At 68.9% G+C, this 17,534-nt stretch carries 12 protein-coding genes; 7 read left to right on the top strand and 5 right to left on the bottom strand.

What is annotated here, in order from left to right; translation table 11 throughout:
• Positions 1 to 49: 49 nt before the first annotated feature.
• A complete protein-coding gene (locus AWX74_RS31805; protein WP_091284318.1) occupies positions 50 to 2,488 on the bottom strand; it encodes an MMPL family transporter in 2,439 nt (812 codons plus the stop codon).
• A 253-nt stretch (positions 2,489 to 2,741) separates the two neighbouring features.
• Between AWX74_RS31805 and AWX74_RS31800 the strand changes: the two genes are divergently transcribed.
• A complete protein-coding gene (locus AWX74_RS31800; RefSeq protein WP_091284316.1) occupies positions 2,742 to 3,620 on the top strand; it encodes a dienelactone hydrolase family protein in 879 nt (292 codons plus the stop codon).
• Between the two features lie 71 nt (positions 3,621 to 3,691).
• On the opposite strand, the gene AWX74_RS31795 is transcribed toward AWX74_RS31800, so the two are convergent.
• Positions 3,692 to 4,576 carry a helix-turn-helix transcriptional regulator gene (locus AWX74_RS31795; RefSeq protein ID WP_091284314.1) on the bottom strand — a complete coding sequence of 295 codons (885 nt, stop codon included), beginning with the start codon at positions 4,574 to 4,576 and terminating at the stop codon, positions 3,692 to 3,694.
• 104 nt (positions 4,577 to 4,680) lie between these two features.
• On the opposite strand from AWX74_RS31795, the gene AWX74_RS31790 reads away from it, so the two are divergent.
• The gene (locus tag AWX74_RS31790; RefSeq protein ID WP_242666504.1) at positions 4,681 to 6,195 is read left to right on the top strand and encodes an MFS transporter; all 1,515 of its coding nucleotides are present in this window, start codon (positions 4,681 to 4,683) and stop codon (positions 6,193 to 6,195) included.
• 141 nt (positions 6,196 to 6,336) lie between these two features.
• Here AWX74_RS31790 and AWX74_RS31785 read toward each other — a convergent pair whose 3' ends face one another.
• Positions 6,337 to 6,735, bottom strand: a complete 399-nt coding sequence (locus AWX74_RS31785; protein ID WP_091284311.1) for a nuclear transport factor 2 family protein — start codon at positions 6,733 to 6,735, stop codon at positions 6,337 to 6,339.
• 190 nt (positions 6,736 to 6,925) lie between these two features.
• Between AWX74_RS31785 and AWX74_RS31780 the strand changes: the two genes are divergently transcribed.
• The gene (locus AWX74_RS31780) at positions 6,926 to 7,726 is read left to right on the top strand and encodes a helix-turn-helix domain-containing protein (protein WP_091284309.1); all 801 of its coding nucleotides are present in this window, start codon (positions 6,926 to 6,928) and stop codon (positions 7,724 to 7,726) included.
• Between the two features lie 58 nt (positions 7,727 to 7,784).
• Here AWX74_RS31780 and AWX74_RS31775 read toward each other — a convergent pair whose 3' ends face one another.
• Positions 7,785 to 8,315 (bottom strand): DUF4232 domain-containing protein, encoded by a 531-nt coding sequence (locus AWX74_RS31775; RefSeq protein WP_091284305.1) that lies wholly within the window; start codon positions 8,313 to 8,315, stop codon positions 7,785 to 7,787.
• A gap of 1,258 nt (positions 8,316 to 9,573) precedes the next feature.
• On the opposite strand from AWX74_RS31775, the gene AWX74_RS31770 reads away from it, so the two are divergent.
• Together AWX74_RS31770 and AWX74_RS31765 are read left to right on the top strand one after the other, a co-directional pair.
• The gene (locus AWX74_RS31770; protein WP_091284304.1) at positions 9,574 to 10,446 is read left to right on the top strand and encodes a peptidoglycan-binding protein; all 873 of its coding nucleotides are present in this window, start codon (positions 9,574 to 9,576) and stop codon (positions 10,444 to 10,446) included.
• 123 nt (positions 10,447 to 10,569) lie between these two features.
• Positions 10,570 to 11,526, top strand: a complete 957-nt coding sequence (locus tag AWX74_RS31765) for a hypothetical protein (RefSeq protein ID WP_193209875.1) — start codon at positions 10,570 to 10,572, stop codon at positions 11,524 to 11,526.
• A gap of 46 nt (positions 11,527 to 11,572) precedes the next feature.
• On the opposite strand, the gene AWX74_RS31760 is transcribed toward AWX74_RS31765, so the two are convergent.
• Positions 11,573 to 12,361, bottom strand: coding sequence for a class I SAM-dependent methyltransferase (locus AWX74_RS31760; protein ID WP_091284301.1), 789 nt, complete (start codon positions 12,359 to 12,361; stop codon positions 11,573 to 11,575).
• 346 nt (positions 12,362 to 12,707) lie between these two features.
• On the opposite strand from AWX74_RS31760, the gene fxsT reads away from it, so the two are divergent.
• Positions 12,708 to 15,032 (top strand): FxSxx-COOH system tetratricopeptide repeat protein, encoded by a 2,325-nt coding sequence (fxsT, locus tag AWX74_RS31755; RefSeq protein WP_165615872.1) that lies wholly within the window; start codon positions 12,708 to 12,710, stop codon positions 15,030 to 15,032.
• Positions 15,033 to 15,683: 651 nt separating this feature from the next.
• Positions 15,684 to 17,534 (top strand): NB-ARC domain-containing protein (locus AWX74_RS31745; RefSeq protein ID WP_131799593.1); only part of this gene is annotated, 1,851 nt, incomplete at its 3' end.

Here is a 17,534-nt window from a genome sequence, read left to right as displayed (position 1 = left end):
GCGACCGAAGGGGCTCGTCCGCCAGCCAGTGGCGGACGAGCCCCTTCGCTCAGGAGCGCGCTGGTTCCCGTGCCGGTTCCGCCCCCTGGGTGGGAACCGCTCCGAGGCCGGGTCCCGCTTCGGGATCGGGATCGGGTCGGCCCTCGCCGCCGGACCCGCCGTCGCCGTCGCCGGTGCCACCATCGCCGTCAGTACCGCCACTGCCGCCGTCGGCGCCGCCGCCATCGCCACCGCTGTCACCGTCACCGTCACCGCTGGCGGTTTCACCGACGGCGAGGTGGGTGGCTGTGCCGACGGTGACCGGCTCGTCGGCGGGTTCGACCGAGACGTGCGGGACGACCCGTTCCAGCCACTTCGGCAGGTACCAGTTGGCCTTGCCGATGAGGTGCATCAGCGACGGCACGAGCGCCGTCCGCAGGATGAAGGCGTCGAGGAAGACAGCGGAGGCAAGGCCGACACCGAAGATCTTGATCGGCCGGCCCGGGGTGAGCACGAAGCCGAGGAACACGGCGATCATGATGATGGCCGCGGCGGTGATGATGCCGCCGGTCTCAGCCTGCCCGACGACCACCGAACGCTTGTTGTCGCGGTTGTGCAGCCATTCCTCGTGCATGCGGCTGACCAGGAACACCTGGTAGTCCATCGACAGGCCGAACAGGATGGCGAACAGCATGACCGGCATCCAGGCGTCGATCGGCCCACCGGGCCCGGCGCCCATCGGCTCGGAGAGCCAGCCGTACTGGAAGATCGCCACGGACAGGCCGAACGATCCGCCCGCCGCCAGCAGGTTCATCAGCGCGGCGGTCAACGGGATGAGCAGGCTGCGGAACGCGATGAGCAGCAGGACGAAGGACAGGCCGACCACGACCGCGATGAACAGCGGCATCTTCCGGGACAGCACCGAGGCGAAGTCGACGTTGATCGCCGTGTCACCGTAGGTGTAGATGTGGTTGGCCGTGCCGTCGTACAGCGGCGGCAGGATGTCCGAGCGAAGGTGCCGGACCAGCTTGTAGGTCTCCTCCGACTGCGGTGACGTGGTCGTCTTGAACGTCACGAACGCGACGTCCTTGGCCAGCGGCATCGTGCCCAGGCTGGCCGGGTCGACCCCCGGGACGTCGGACAGCGTCTCCGACACCCGCTGCAGGTAGTCCTCGTCGGCGGCGCCCGGGCCGCTCACGACGGCTTCCAGCGCGGAGTTGTAGCCGACTCCGAACTCGGAGGCGATCAGGTCGTAGCCCACGCGGGTCGTGGAGCTCTTGGGGTCGCTGCCCTGGTCGCTGGCGCCCAGCTGCAGCGAGAAGAACGGCACGGTGATCAGGATCATCAGCGCGCCCGAGACCACCGCGACACCGATGCGCTGGCGGGCGACGAACTGCGACCAACGCGCCCAGAATCCCACCTGCTGATCATCGATGAACTCGCCGGCCCGCACCGCCGCCCGCTGCTTGCGGGTCAACACCTTCAGCCCGAACAGGCTGAGCAGGGCGGGAAGCAGGGTCAGCGACGCAATCATGGTGAATCCGACCGCGAGCGCAGTCGCCACGGCCATGCCGTTGAAGAACTTCACCCCGAGCGCGATGAGACCGAGAATGGCGATACATACGGTTGTGCCGGCAAACAACACCGCCCGGCCCGAGGTGTTGACCGCGTTCACGATTGATTCCGCGACGGGCACCCCCCGCCGCAGGTTTCGGCGATGCCGGGTGACGATGAACAGCGCGTAGTCGACACCGACACCGATCACCATCAACTCGGCGAGGACGGGAGTGATATTAGACACATCGATCGCGTGACTCAGGATGTAGATCACACCGAGGCCACCGACGAGGGCGAACAAGGCGCTGGCCAACGGCAGCACCGTGGCGGCCACGGTGCGGAACACCAGCGCCAGGATGACGAGCGCGGCCGCGAAGCCGATGAAGATCGACGACCCCGAGCCCTCACTCTGCCCGATGCCGTTGAACGCGGGGCCGGTGAACTCGACCTGCAGCGAGTCACTGCGCAGGGTCTTCAGCTCGTCGTAGACGCCCTTGAAGAACTCCGGCTCGTAGTGGTCGTTCTCCCAGGTCACGGTGATCAGCGCCGCGGTGGAACCGCGAGCGCTGTTGAGCAGCTTCGGGTTCCCCTCCGCGTCGGCTGCGGGTTTCGAGCAGTCGACCAGATCCCACGGTGATGTGATGAAGGCCACATGGTTACCGGAAGCGCACACGTCGGTAAAGGCCGACTTCAGCTCCGGGGGCGACGAGGTGAACTTCCCGTCCTTGTTCTTGAGCACGACCGTGCCCGAAGCGCCGCTCTGATTGTTCAGCCCAGCGCCCTCGAGCAGCTTTGTCACCGACGCCGTCTCGGTGTGCGGCAGGCTGAAGGTGTCGCGGTACGAGGCCCCGCCCATCACCCCGGCGATCACCTGCACACCGATGACAAAGCCGACCCAGCCGACGACGACGAGCCATCGGCGACGGACGGCGAGTTCGGCGATCCGTTTCATCAGTTCTCCTGCTCAACCTCTGGCAACCGGCGAACATCCAGGTATCGCGACGGCGACCGCGTCCAAGTCGCCCACAGCTTCGCACATACATGCGGACCATCGACAACCAGTTAAGCCAGAGCAATCAGGTGTCGGAGAGATCAGTTACCGACGTGACATGGTCTACAGATCTTGAGTCACCCAGCCGACAGCAGCAGCCAGCAATCCGTAGTAAAAGAGCCACCCTTCGGCGCGTGGGGTATCGTCCGGCGGGATGCATCGCGACGAGATCGTCACCGCTGCCGGACCAGATGTCACAGCGACCGCCGAGCCCCGCGAGAATGACGCCTCGGCGCCACTGACGTCGATGCGCAGCCCGCACCCTTCCCCCACCAGGGTGGAGATCGGGGCCGGGCGGGCGATGGCCGGCGAGTTGGTCTGGCCGGCGGGCGATCCGCCGCCCGCGGGCTGGCCGGCGGTGGTGGTGCTGTCGGAGGCCTTCGGAATCACGCCGGAGATCCGTGAGGTCGCCGGCCGGTTCGCGGGCCGCGGCTGGGTGGCGCTCACTCCCGACCTTCTCTCCCCCGGCCCCGCGCCGGTCTGCCTGGTGCGGGCCATGCGGGAGGTTTTCAGCGGCCGGCCGGGGCCGGTGGTCCGCGATCTGGACGCCGCCCGTCGGTGGCTGGCCGGCCGACCCGAGGTGGATGGCCGCCGGATCGCGGTGATCGGCTTCTGCCTGGGTGGCGGGCTGGCGATGCTGCTCGGCGGGCAGGCCGGCTCCGGGGTGCGTGCGGTTTCCGCCAACTACGGCGCCCCGCCACAGGTCGAGGCGTTGCGCGGATGTGGCCCGGTGCTCGCCGCCTACGGCGGGCGCGACCTGGTCTTCGCCAGAACGGCACCGCTGCTGCGGGAACGACTCGGCGCGGCCGGGGTGCCGGGCGAGGTGACGGTGTACCCCACAGCGGGCCATTCGTTCCTCACCGGGCGCCCCAGCAGACGCAGCCATCGGCTTTCCATGCTGATGACCGGGCCGCTGTTGCGTCCCGGCCCGGAACCCCACGCGGCGGCGGAGGCATGGGACCGGATCTGGGCCTGGTTCGACGAGCACACCGCGGCCGAGCCCCGTTCGGCACCTGGCACTGAACCCGCCTGACGTCGTCGGCGATCCGGGACGGCCGCGGTGATCCCGACCGCTTGCGGTGGGCACCCAGACGCGGTGGGCGCTCAGGCCACCGCAGGTTCTCCTGTGACGGTCGGCGGAGCGGCCAGCAGGCGGAGCGCGGCGTCGGAGCCCGAGCCGGGGGCGGCGGTGTGGGTGAGGATGCGCTGCCCGTTGCTGTCCGGCAGGTGGAGAACCTCGTAGTGGAGTTCGACGTCCCCAACCGCCGGGTGGTGCAGGCGCTTGGTGCCACGTGAGCAGAGCCGGACGTCGTGCCTGGCCCAGAGCCGCACGAATTCGGGGCTGTTGATGCTCAGATCACCGATGAGCTCGGCGAGCAGACGATCGTCCGGGTACTGCGCCGTGATGTAGCGCAGGGATGAGACGGCCAGCGCCGACTCGTCGTCCCAGTCGCGGTAGAGCTCCCGTGTGTGCGGGTCGAGGAAGAGCAGCCGCAGCAGGTTGGGCCGCTGGGGCGACCGGGGGGCCGCGGCGTCGAGATGACCGGCGAGCAGCGCGTGGCCGAGACGGTTCCAGGCCAGGATGTCGTTGCGGCGCCCGAGCAGCATGGCCGGAACGGCGTGCATTGCGTCCAGCAGGGCGGCCGCGCCGGCGGCCGGCAGTTCCGGCCGGGCGGGACGACGGCGCTTGGCCGGTGCCGGCCGGGCGAGGGCGTACAGGTGGGCCCGTTCGTCCTCGTCGAGGCGCAGGGCGCGGGCCAGCGACTCGATGATCGAGTCCGAGGCGTTGGTCGACTGCCCCTGCTCCAGCCGGGTGTAGTAGTTGATCGAGATGCCGGCCAGCTGGGCGAGCTCCTCGCGGCGCAGGCCCGGAACACGGCGGGTGCCCCAGGCCGGGAGCCCCACGCTGGCGGGCGCGACCGCGGCCCGGCGGGTACGCAGGAAATCGCCGAGCTCTCGGGTTCCGGTCTTCGGGTCGGCGGGGCGCATGCATCCCAGTGTCAGGCACGTTCGCGGTCGTTGGGTGCCCCTGCGAGTGGTACCAGGGGCGGGGGGATCGCAGTGCGGCGTTCCAGACCGCAGGGTCCACAACCGTGACTACCGAATCCCTGGCCGGCCGGCCGGCGCCGGACCACGCGCCGACTGCGACACCGACGGCGACACCGATGCCCCCGCGGATCGGCGGCCGCGAGCGGCTCGCCCTCGTGGTGCTGTTGACCGCAGGCTTCACCCTTGCCGTGGACTTCTCGATCCTCAATGTCGCACTGCCCCGGATCGGCGGCGACGTGGGCTTCAGCCTGGCGAACCTGCAGTGGATCTCGACCACGTTCGCGGTCTGCGCGGCCGGGTTCACCCTGTCGTTCGGCCGCGTCGCCGACCTGTTCGGACGTCGCCGGCTGTTCCTGGCCGGGATCGCCGTGCTCGGCGTCTCCTCGCTGGCCGGCGGGCTCGCGACCGTCCCGTGGGTGCTCCTCACCGCGAGGGTCGCCCAGGGGCTGGCGACCGCGGCGGTGGCACCGGCCGCACTGTCCCTGCTGACCACGTCGTTCCCCGAAGGCCCGCTGCGGGAGCGGGTGCTCGGGCTCAACGGAGCACTGATGGCCTCGGGCTTCACCGCCGGCGCCGTCCTCGGCGGGCTGCTGACGGACCTGGTGAGCTGGCGCTGGGCCTTCTTCATCAACGTCATCGTCGCCGTCGTGGTGCTGTCCGTCGGGCCGGCCGTGCTCACCGAGAACAAGGCGGCCAACCCGCCCCGGCTCGACGTTCCCGGCGCCGTCACCGTGACGGCCGCGCTGGTCACCGGCGTCTACGGGCTGACCCAGGCCGGTGAGCGCTCATGGAGCGACCCGCACTGCTGGGGATTTCTCGCCGCCGCGACGATCCTGCTCGCGGTCTTCGCCGCCGTCGAGCGCTCCGTGGCGGCGCCGCTGGTACCACCGTCGATTCTGGCTCGTCCGAGCGTGCGATGGGGTAACCTCGCCGGCCTGCTCGCCTTCGCCACCGAGACGTCGGTGGTGTTCCTGCTGACCCTCTACCTGCAGAAGGTCCGAAACTACACGCCGTTGCAGTCCGGTCTCGCGTTCGCGGTCCTCGGCCTCGGCACCGTCGTCGGGGGCCTCCTGGGCCCGCGGGTCATCGCCCGTCTCGGCGGCAGGCAGGCCGTCGTGCTCGGTTTCGTGGCACAGTGCGCCGCGACCGTGCCGCTGGTCTTCCTCGGGGACGCACCGGGCTGGCTCGCCGACCTGCTCGCGGCGACGTTCGTCGGCGGTGTCGCCAACCTGGTCGCGATCGTCGGGTTCATGGTCACGGCGACGTCAGGTCTGGCCGGCGGCGAGCAGGGACTCGCCACCGGTCTGGCCACGATGAGCCAGCAGGTCGGGATCGCCCTCGGCACGCCGGTCATGTCGGCGATCGCGACCGTGTCCGGGGCGGAGACGCCGCACGGCATCCTGCACGGGGTCACCACCGCGCTGGCTGTCAACGCCGCTCTCTGCCTGGCCGCTGCGATCCTGCTCGCCATCACCCTGCCCACCGATACGTCGCCCGCCGATACGTCGCCCACCGACACCTCGCCCACCGACCGGCGCAACAGCGAGTCCGCGGCATGACCGCCCGCCGACAGATGCTGCTCCTCGGCCGCCCGATACGTCCCGTAACCGGGCTCAGCGCAGCAGCCCGGGGCCCCGGACCGTGCCGGGGCCCCATCCGGCACGGTCCGGTCCGTCCACTCCCCTACGCCGGAGCTGACGTCAGGCTCCGGATCCAGCTCCGGCTCCGGCCGGGACCTTGTCCAGGAAGCCGAGCACCTTCGTGATGCGACCGTCGGCGCCGCGTTCGATCACGTCGAAACCGACGACCAGCGGCTCGGCGCCCGCCGGGCCGAGCCCCCAGGTGAAGCGGGCCTGGTCGTGGTGGCCGTCAACCGGCCCGGCCAGAGTCATCGTCAGGCCGGGAAACTGTCCCTGCACCGCGCCGATCATCGCGTCGACAGCGTCGCAGCCCTCGGCCACGGCGATCGGGTCGGTGTATCGGATTTCGGGAGCCAGGATCCTCTCGACAGCGGCCCGCCGCGCGACGGAATCGGTCTCGTTCCACACCGCGACATAGCTCAGTGCCAGGCTTTCGAATTCGTCGTTACCGTCGTTCACGGGTGGTCCTCACTCTCGGAGACGGTGTCGGATGTGCCACCGTCGCCTGCCGCATGAGAAGGCTCGGACGACCGCGGAGAACCGGGGATTTTCCGACGGTGACAGGCTCGATGTTGGCGGCCACGGTGCGGCCCGTCGATTACCTCGGAGGTCATCGCCGGCCCGCCCGCACAGCCCTTAGGGTCGCGGCATGGCCCTCCCCCGCACGCATGAGCCGTCCGTGGGCGCCCTGCTGCGTGGCTGGCGGGAACAGCGCCGACTCACCCAGCTGGACCTGGCGGAACGAACGAACGTCTCGACCCGCCACATCAGCTTCGTGGAAAACGGCCGATCGCGGCCCACCAGCGAAATGATCCTCATCCTGGCCGAACACCTGGACGTGCCGCTGCGGGAGCGCAACCAGCTGCTGCTCGCCGGCGGCTACGCACCGGCATATTCGCAGCATGATCTCGCGTCGCCGTCGATGTCGGCGGTCAGCGAGGCGATCAACCGGGTGCTCGCCGGCCTCGCCCCGCTGCCCGCGGTGGTCGTCGACCGGCGCTGGGAGCTCGTCGCCGCGAACGACGCGATCGACCTGTTCACCGCGGGCGTGGCACCGCACCTTCTGGAGCCCCCGGTCAACGTGCTCCGCCTCAGCCTGCACCCGGACGGGATGGCCCCGCGCATCCTGAACCTGCCCGAGTGGAAAGCGCACCTGCTCGACCGGCTGGCACGACAGGCAGCGGCGGCCAGGGACAGCGCCCTCGATGACCTGCACGCCGAACTAAGCGCCTACTCCGCGCACGGCCCGTGCTCCCGGACCGAAGCGCACCCGGCGAACACGCTCGTCGTCCCGATGCGCTACCAGTCCCCGCGAGGCGCGCTCGCCCTGTTCACCGCCACCACGGTGTTCGGCACACCCACCGATGTGACCGTGTCGGAACTCGCGATCGAGACCTTCTACCCGGCAGACCCCGCCAGCGCCGCCGCGCTCACGGCTTCTCGGCCCTGATGCATCCCCGGCCCCGTGCCAGGGGCCGGGGATGGCCCTGGGGCTGCGGCGGTTCAGGTCAGCTGCCGGGGAGCACGTGCCCGACAGCGGTGACAGAGAGCGTGCTGAGCCCGGGTGCGACGCAGGCGTCCTGTGTGAGCGGGATGAACCTGGACCGGCCGCCGCCGGGTGGGGTGACACGTGCGCCCACGGCGGGCCGGTAGGTGCCCGGGTCCGTACACCCTTCGATCGACCCCGCCATGTTCGAGGCGATCAGGGTGAACTCCGTCACGCCACCCGGCCGCAGCGTCACGGGCGCGCCGACGGCGCCCGAGTGACCCGACGGACCCCCCAGCACGCGGCCACGTCTGTCGACGAGTTCCACGGTGGGGAAGCCGGATATCACGCAGGCCTGGTGACCGGAGTTTCGGTATTCGATGGTCCGGTAGATGGTGCCGGCCGCGCCGTCCTCCCGGACCACGGCTGGGACGAGGGCGGCCGATGCGCACCGGCTGACCGTTCGAGCCGCTGCGGTCGCCGCGCCGCCGTCGACGGCGAGGGCGCCGGCCGTCAGAGCGCCCATGAGAAACGCACCAGTCATCCGTCTCATGCTCTTCCACCCTTCTTGCGTCTTCGCCACCCGCCGCTCGTGAGGGAGGGGGAGCCAGCCGAACCACGTTCAGGACCTGTCGCCTGGCCCACAGCGCGGGCCGGCGTTCACCACCGGCGCGACGTGGGCATCGGCCAGGTCACCGCCCGGACGTCGAGCTGGGGGATTATTGGGATCCAGACGGCGCGACCGGGCGTTGGTCGGCGCCCGCAGCCTCCGCCGTATCCGCCGTATCCGCCGTATCCGCCGCGAAACCCACGCCGCCTCCAGCCAGGGTGACCGCCGGGATGAGATCGGCAGTTCTTCGCATGCTCACCAGCCCCCCACGCTCGGCGGTCGTCGATCCGGCGCGGCTCAGCGTTCCCGCCCACCCCGGGGGAAAACACGGACAGTGCCACGCCGGGGACATCGGCCCTTCCCGCCCGAGCCCCTTGGCCTTCCCGCCCCAGAGAGCCTGGGCAGGCGAAGCCCTCCAGCAGGATCCGATCGCCGTACCGCCATACCCGGACCGAGCGCACATCCGGACCGAGCAGGTGTGGTCGAACAGGCCTCGACCACTCAAGATCGTAATCAGGAGAATGCTTCAGCCAGCTGATCCGCAAGGCCCGCCGCACCTGGCTGGACATCGCCTCCTTGTGGGCGTATCGGACGTTTTCTTCCGGTGTGAGACTGCGGATCCGGGGGCTCCATTCGAACATCCCAGGTTTCACGGGATGCCGAGCGAGCACGGAACACGAAGTCAGACCAGGAGACAGAAGTCAGACCAGGAGACATACAACGCCCAGCTTGCCGCCGGGTTCGATGTCAGCCCCGTCTCCCCCGCCTGTTGGCTGGCTTGATCCAGCAGTAACCCGGGGCCTGGTACCGCTGTTGCCGGGGGCCGGCGGCCACGACACAGGACAGCGCATGGAATCACGACGTGGGTGCCTGCGGCGCTCCTCGGGCCAGGAGAGCGTTCGCGACAGCGCGAAAGCGGGGGCGCCGTTCCCCGAAAGGCGGCGGGCGACCGCCTGGATGCATCCAGTCACAGAGGCGGGGGTTCGGCCGTTCCCTGACATCTCGGATTACGAGGTGAACAGCAACGCATCCGAACCGCCATCTCCCTCACGATCCCGGAGGCCGCCCTCCAGGGCAGTAACCTGGAACCCGTTTCGGATATTCACCCAAAAACCGATCGAGATATTTCTGAATCGAGGGTGCCGACGAGGGAAACTCCAGCATCACCCCGTCGTCCTGGCACCCGGCAAGGGGCCTCGGCATGACTTTGAGACCGGAAGAATATGCGAACCAAGGTCAGCCTACGATCAGGAGAGGCGCATCCGGGCCGGCGGTGAAATGGTTCCAGCGCGCGTTCAACAGATCGGACACAGGCGGAAGGATTCACCCGGACGGGGAGTTCGGTCCGGCGACGGAAGCTGCTGCACGGGACTTCCAGCAGGCCCATGGCCTGAATCCTGACGGCGTCGTCGGGCCAGCGACCTGGGCCGCTCTCCCCGATGGGCGGCCGATGCCGCTGCTGGCGCAGGGGGCGCGAGGCGACGTGGTCGCTCGGCTCGAGGAGGTGCTGAACAGCTGTGGCTACTCGCCCGGTTACATCGACGGAGTCTTCGACGCGCGCACCAGATCGGCAGTGACCGAATTCCAGCAGGCGGAGGGGATCAGCGCGGATGGTGACGTCGGTGATTTTACATGGCAGGCACAGGTGAACCTGGCCGGTCAGACGCTCGAGAATGCCGTCGGCCTTTGGTTCGTCGGAGACTCCGGCGGGCACGGAAATGAAGATGGAGGAGCAATGGAAACGACCTACACTGTCGCCGAGCACGACACGTTGTCCGGGATCGCGCAGCGATTCTATGGGAATGCGAGCCTCTACACACTGATTGCCAGCGCCAACAACATAGCCGACCCGAACAAGATCCGGGTGGGTCAGGTACTGAAGATCCCGCCGCAGTCGTACACCGTCGTGGCGGGTGACACACTGTCCGAGATCGCGCAGCGATTCTACGGGAATGCGAGCCTCTACACACTGATTGCCAGCGCCAACAACATACCCGACCCGAACAAGATCCGGGTGGGTCAGGTACTGAAGATCCCGCCGCGTCCGCTGGTGGGCGCCGCATATGGATCATAGGGTAATTTAGAAGCAAGATGGAACTGGGTCACGCTCCGCCGCGCTGTGGGCGCGACGGAGCGGCCCACGTCCAACCGCTTCACCGGCACAGGCGGAAGAATGACAGGTGAGGGGTGCTGTCGGATGCGAAGCGCGCCTTGGCGGGGACATATCAAGAACAAGGTGATCCGTGACCGCGCGGACCTGGCTGCCGCGCTCGATGGTGCCGAGAACAGCACCCAGTACGGGTCGATCTGTGGGCTGTTGGAGGCTGCAGAGGAGGCTGCCGAAGAAAGGGCAACTCTGCTGAGCTGGTGGAATGGGAACCCTCAGGAGTACGCCTACCGGAGTCTCCACGAGGCCGAGGCGCAGATTCATCAGTTACTGAGCGGCCCTGAGCTGGTAGCTCACGCAAACGATCTGCTCGTCGCGGCGTCGGTCTATCTCAAGGCTGACGACCTCAGGCTGCGGGCCGTCGCGGATGGCGACAGCGCGGCTGTCAGGTTGAGAAATCCACTGGATCCGGCAGCGGTTGCGACTCTTGCCCGTGCCGTGAACGAGGCGTCGGACGAGAAGTACGCGGAAAGCCGAGGATTCAGAAATCGACTGATCCGGCTGACGCTGATCAGTGCGGTTGCGGTCGCCCTGGTGATGACTGCCCTGGCCGTCGGCACTGTCCCGCTATCGGCTGAGGACACGGGCACGTCTGGACTGAGAACCGCGATGTCCGTGTCGTTGTTCGGCGCCATCGGCGCCCTGATCAGCGCCGTTCCGCCGCTCGCAAATGCTGCCGGCACCTGGAATCCGTTCTCGCTGCCGGTGTACCAGATGCTGCTGAAGATCGTCCTGGGCCCTTTGTTCGCTGTCGTCGGTGTGATCCTGCTGAAGGCCGGAATCATCCCTGGCACACGTCCTTCGCTGTCGCTCGCGGACCTGCTTGTCTGGTCGGTCGTGTTCGGCGCGGCGCAGCAGGCGGTAACGCGCTCGGTTGACAGCCGGGTCGCCGGGCTCGTCGCCGGCGACCCGGCCGACGCCACGTCGGGTCCGGGCGAAACGGCGCACGGGCAGACTGGCCCCTCAGATCGGCGCGGTCGTCCGTGAGTTAGAACTGCTACGGCATTTGTGACGCCTGTGGGCGGGCGCAGCGCTACGGCTTGCGGGCGACGCCAATGACATGCGCGCTCGTTCCGAGCATCGACGGCTCGGATTCGGTCAGGCGGACCGCCCTGAGCAGATCGGCGGGATCGACCATCCGCTGCTCCAGGTCCCCCAGCAGCCAGGCGAAACCCTCGACCGCGACAAGGCGGATGTCCTGATAACCGGCGAGATCAAGCTCCGCGCGCAGTTCCTCGGGGTGGTGAAAATAGGCCCAGAAGCTGCCCTCGGCCAGCCGGGCCGGGTCCTGGCTCAGGCCGAGACGCACGTTGCGGTCAAAGTCGCCCCAGATCTCGCTGCTTCCCAGCAGACCCTTCATTGTTGCGTCGAGGACCCAGGCATGCCGGGCAATAACCTCGACCAGAACATCACCCCCCGGTTTGAGGACCCGGGCCGCCTCGCGCAGCGCCGCGACCCGGTCATCCCGCTCGACAAGGTGGTAAAGCGGGCCCATGAGCAGCACGGCATCGGCCGACTCGTCGGGCACAGGAAGATGACGGGCCTCACCGAGCTCGGCCCGAAACGGCGCCTGCGGCTGCGACCGGGACCGGGCCCGCGCCATCTCGACATGGCGGGCGACAGGGTCAATGAGAACAACCTCGTAGCCGCGGCCGGCGAGGTGCGCGGCATGGGTACCCGGACCGCCACCGACATCCACGACATGCCCCTGCCCGACCAGGAACCGCGCGAAGATGTCCCAGGTCCGCAGCCGGACCAGGTCGCCCAGGCCCGGCCGCCACAGACGGTCGTCCTCGTCAACCAGCTCATACCGGGCCGCCACCCGGCTATCGATCTCCACCCGACCCAGTATGGAAAGCCCGCCCACGCCTGACGATCTGTTTTACCTGCCCGTCGGGACCGCGTCGACTGTCCCATGATCGCGCACTTGAGTGGTGTCTGAGCGCTGCACTCTCCACGCCGACCCAAGAAACGATCTTCACGAGAGCCAGAGCTTCGACGTGCCCTCTCCCTGCGCACATAAATGCTGGTCAGAAGCTCGACCGAAGATCGCCAGCATGCGGAACCAGCGCGTGGGCGCGGCAGGGGCAGTAGTGGCACGATGTTGACCGTGTGACGAGCTTTGCGCCTTTCGAGCATGTTTGAGCTGTCGGGGGTAGCCGGTGGCGGTGGCAGACGGTCTGGCGGCCGAGCAGGTGCGGGCGTTTGCAGAGGTGTTCGGAGACCCGGCGTCAGCGCGGCACGTGCTGGACCTGGCGGGTTTCCCTGCTCACCTGCACCCGTGGGAGGCGCCGAGCGGGCTGTTGTTCTGGGCGTCGGTGTCGCGGTCGCTGGCCAATGGGGTGCTGGCGGACGGATATGTGCGGCTACTGACAGCAGCCCGGTCCCTGTATCCCGACAACCCGCAGTTCTCCTCTGACACTCTGCCGGAAGCGGAGGACGGTGCGCCGCCAGGACCTGTGGCATGGAACGTGCCGGGCCGGCTGCCGCGGTTCGTGGGCCGCGACGACCTGCTAGGCCAGCTCCATGGAGCTCTTGCGGAGTCGTCGCGAGTTGCGCTGGTGGCGCTGGACGGGATGGGCGGGGTCGGGAAGACGGCGCTGGCGGTGGAGTACGCGCACCGTTACGCGGACTCGTTCGACGTGGTGTGGTGGGTGCCGTCAGAACGGGCGGAGCTAGTGGAGCGGGCCCTAGCGGAGCTGGCCGGCTCCCTGGGGCTTCCCGAGGGGGCGGGTGCGGACGGGGTGTGGTCGGCACTGCGTGCGGTGCGCTCGTGGCTGGTGGTGTTCGACAACGTCGAGGACGTGGCGGCAGTGCAGCGGTTCCGGCCGGTGTCCGCAGGTGGCCGGGTGGTGGTGACGTCGCGGGATCGGACTGTGCGGGATTTGGCGGCGGCATGGGTGGAGGTACCGACGTTGGACCGAGCGGCGTCGGTGGATCTCCTAACCAGCCGGACAGCGGGTAGAGATCGGACTGCAGCGGACCGGGCGGCGGCGGACCGAGTCGCCGGACTATTGGGGGATCTTCCGCTGGCGGTGGAGCAAGCAGCAGGCTATCTCGGCCAGACGGGTATGCCGGCAGGCGAGTACGCGACCCTGTTGGAGACACAACCGGGGGTGATGGCGGGCCGGGGCCGGCTGGTGGACCGGCCCGAGGTGACGGTCGCGAACCTGTGGGGCCTGTCGGTCCAGCGGCTGGGCGGGGAATACCCGGCAGCGGTGGAGTTGCTCGAGCTGTGCGCCTGGTGTGACGCGGAGCCGATCCCGCTGGATCTCTTCGCCAGCCGTGCGGGGCAGTGGCCGGCGCCACGTCGCCGATGGGGTCGTCGTGGTCGTGGGTTCGCGGGGCTGCGGGCGGCGGTCGAGGATCCGGCGGTGTGGTCCGAGACAGTGGGGGCGCTGGTCCGGTACAGCCTGGCGCGGCGGGACGGGGACACCCTGGTGGTGCACCGGCTGGTGGCGGCGGCGACCCGGCAGGCGATGCCCGACCGGCGGGCATCGGAGTATCTGGGAGTGCTGGCCAGGCTACTCCGGGCGGGGCTGCCGGGCGATGTCTGGAATCCTGCTGGATGGCCGGCCTGGCGGGTGCTTCTGCCACATGCACTTACGGTGGCTGAGCATGCCCGCAGCAGGCGGGGGCAGGTCTTCGATGACGGCAGTTGGCTAGCGGACCGAGCCGCTACCTACCTTCAGGACCATGGACAGCTCCTAGCAGCAATCGACCTATTCGAGCGGACCCTCACCGACCGGGAACGGGCGCTGGGCGCCGACCACCCAGAAACCCTGGCCTCGCGGAACAACCTGGCCTACGCCTACCTGACGGTGGGGCGGGTGGAGGAGGCGATCAACCTATTCGAGCGGACCCTCACCGACCGGGAACGGGTGCTGGGCGCCGACCACCCAGAAACCCTGTTCTCACGTAGCAACCTGGGCGGCGCCTACGAGACGGCGGGGCGGGTGGAGGAGGCGATCGACCTCTTCGGACGGGCCTTGGCTGACCAAGAGCGGGTGCTGGGCGCCGACCACCTGGAGACTCTGGCTTTGCGGAGCGCCCTGGCTGGCGCCTACTGGGCAGCGGGGCGGGTGGAGGAGGCGATCGACCTGTTCGAGCGGGCCTTGGCCGACCAAGAGCGGGTGCTGGGCGCCGACCACCCGAGCACCCTGCTCTCGCGGCACGACTTGGCCGGCGCCTACGCGACCGCGGGACAGTTGGAGGAGGCGATCGGCCTATTCGAGCGGACCCTCACCGACCAAGAGCGGGTGCTGGGCGCCGACCACCCGAGCACCCTGCTCTCGCGGCACAACCTGGCCGGCGCCTACGCGACCGCGGGACGGGCGGAAGAAGCGATCGACCTGTTCGAACGAACCGTGGTTGACGCGGAGCGTGTGCTGGGTGAGGGGCATCCCTTCCTGGCGACCGTCCGCGCGGACCTCGAAGGTGCCACGCTCGGACCGCCGGAGAAACCGCAGCCGCCGATCGACCACCAACCATGAGGTCCCATTTCCGGCACCCGCGGCATCCCTGACCCGGCCGCGCTAGCTCGGCTGGTCCAAAACTCTGGCCGCCGCCTCATGATCGTGCACTTGAGTTGTGTCTGAGCGCTGTGCTCAACGTTCAGGCCTGAGGAATGATCTACGCTTCGGTCGGGGACTCGGAGACAGCCTCACTCGAGACACGTAATCGTTGGTCATGAGCTTGATCGCAAAACCGACAAGCATGCGGCAGCAGCGCGTGGGCGCGGCAGGGATCGAACCTGCGACCACTCGCTTGTAAGGCGCTCCGGGGCCAGCACTGTACTTGACCTGCATATATGCAGGTCGCCGAGGAGCGTCCGGCACAAAATAGAGTTGTGTCTAAACGATCTCCATCGCGCGGCCCGCAGGAATCCTTGCCATGATGCACATCACACTCCTTTCAGGTCGTGGTGCCGTTCGGTGGGATCCGGGCCCGCGGGCTTCCACCGTTGCCTGCCGGCCTGACTGCGAGTTGTGGGCGCGCCGCGCGGAACGCCGTTGGCGGCACTCCGCTCCGGGCCGGGCGGGAGATCATGTCCGGCCTGGAGGGTGGGATGCTGAGCGGCGTTGTGACGGGTCGTGCCGTTCGGGTGGGCTTGTGTCGTCGGGGGGTGGCGGGTGGTGGGCGGGTTGTCGCCTGCGGAGGTCGCGGAGTTCGCACGGGTATTCGCGGATCTCCCGTCAGCGCGGCAGGTGCTGGACGCGGCCGGGTTTCCGCGTGAGCGCGTACCGGGGTTGAACGCGTCGACTCCGGTGCAGTTCTGGGAGTCGGTGTCGGTGGAGCTGGCCAGCGGGGTCCTGGAGGACGGACGACGTAGTCTCCTGGCCGCGGCGGCGGATCTCTATACAGCCAATCGTGTTTTCGGCGGCGGCGGGGCTGGTCGTCGGGCCGTGTGGATGTCTTCCTGGGAGCGGCTACGGGCGTCACGACCGTTGCCGGAGATGTTCGTCCACCGTGACGGTGTCGTCGACGAGGCGATCGGTCTGCTGGCGGTCGAGGGAGCCGGCGCGGTGGGCCTGATCGGTGGCGGTGGTACGGGGAAGTCGACGGTGGCGCGTGCGGTCGTGTGGGACGGGCGGATCGCGGAGCGGTTCACGGGTGGCGCTATGTGGGTGGAGGTCAACCCGGGCGCGGACATGTGCGAGGTTCAGGGGCGGGTCCTGGCGGCATTCGGGGACACCCGGCCGGTGACAGAGGTGGCGGAGGGCCGGGAGCGGCTGCGTGACCTGTTGGCGGGTGCCCACTGCCTGGTCGTGCTGGATGACGTGTGGGAAGCCGGTGTGGTGGAGGCGTTCCCGCGGCTGGCCGGGGTTCGCCTGCTGGTGACGTCACGCAATACGCGGGTGCTGCACGCAGACGCGTCGATCTGTCCGGTGGGGCCGGTCGAAGAGGCGACAGCGCGCCGGTTACTCGCGGCCTACGCGCGCTGCACGGTGAAGGCGTTGCCGCCGGCCGCGACGGGAATCCTGGCGCGCTGCGGAGGGTTGGCAGTCGGCTTGGCGGTCGCGGGCAGCCTGGTCGCGGAGTTGTGGGAGTGGGAGGAGATCGCGCAGGCATTCGACGCCGCTGATCTGGCTGGACTCACGGCCCGGTTCCCGGACTATCCGTACCCAAATCTGCTGGTGGTGCTGGCGGCGGGCATCCGGCTGCTGCCCGAGGGTGCGGCGGCCCGCTTCCACGAACTGGCGGTGTTCAAAGGGCACGGCCCGGTCCCGATCCCGGTCATCGTGGGCCTGTGGCAGACCAGCGGCCAGATGCAGCCCGCCGACGCGCGGGCCCTGTTACGTCAGCTTGACGGGGTCTCACTCGTGCAGATCGACCGTCAGACACGGACAGTCACCGCCCACGACCTGCTGTTCGATTTCGCTCGTTCCGAGATCGGCGACGGCGGGTTCACCGCGGCGCATGGCCGCGTCGCCGGCTGGCTGCTCGATCGATGGGGTGGGTTTCCCGAGGGCTTGCCCGGTCTGCGCGACGCCGCGGGGTTCGACGACGTGGACCGCTACGGCCTGACCTGGCTGGTCCCACATCTACTCGCCGCCGATGACCCGGACCAAGTCGACGTGTTGCTGGCCGCGGAACGGCCGATGCCAGGAGGCCGGACGGAAAGTGTCTGGTACACCGCCCATGAGGATCAGGGCAGTACCGCCAGCTACCTTGCCGCGATCCGGGCTGCCTGGCACGACGCCCGCACTCGGTACCCGGCGGACGACTCACGGTCGTTCGCCCGTCAGGCCAGCTACGCGCTTCTCATCGGCTCGGTCACCAGCATGGCCGCCAACATCCCTCCGGCTCTGCTCGTCCGCCTCGTCGAGACCAGCACCTGGCCCCTCGCTCGGGCGCTCACCTACGCCCAAGCCGTGCCGCAGCCCGAGACCCGCGCGCAGGCGCTGAGCGGGCTGGCACCCTACCTACCCCCCGACCAACGCGGACCGATCCTCACCCAGGCACTCACCACCGCCACCACGATCAACGATCCG

Origin of the sequence: Parafrankia irregularis (assembly GCF_001536285.1) — a bacterium.
In the GTDB taxonomy this organism is placed as follows: Bacteria; Actinomycetota; Actinomycetes; order Frankiales; family Frankiaceae; genus Parafrankia; species Parafrankia irregularis.
This window is presented reverse-complemented; position numbering and strand designations above follow the sequence as displayed.